The sequence below is a fragment of the Bradyrhizobium sp. CCBAU 11357 genome (genome assembly GCF_028128865.1).
In the GTDB taxonomy this organism is placed as follows: Bacteria; Pseudomonadota; Alphaproteobacteria; order Rhizobiales; family Xanthobacteraceae; genus Bradyrhizobium.
Genome location: NZ_LBJW01000019.1, coordinates 1 through 234, shown reverse-complemented (window position 1 = coordinate 234; position 234 = coordinate 1). Strand labels below are relative to the sequence as shown.

Sequence of the window (234 nt, the reverse complement as noted above, 5' to 3'; positions counted from 1 at the left end):
GAGATGCAGCCCGTCGATTTGGACCACCAGAAGGTCGAGCGCGGACAGATCGGCAGCCATGAAGTCGGCCAGCCGCGCCGCCGACAGCGCTACGAACCTCCGCGAGGCCGCCGACTTCGAACCCCCCGATCCGGGCGGTGCCGGCACGTCGCCCTCGGGCAGCCGGACAGCGCGGCCGAACCGGCGCGTCGACACATTGATCAGCATCAGGTTCATCGCCCAGCGACCGAGCCA

At 69.7% G+C, this 234-nt stretch carries 1 pseudogene; it reads right to left on the bottom strand.

The window, feature by feature from the left end:
- Positions 1 to 234, bottom strand: a pseudogene (locus XI05_RS08865) (IS256 family transposase); the annotation flags it as partial.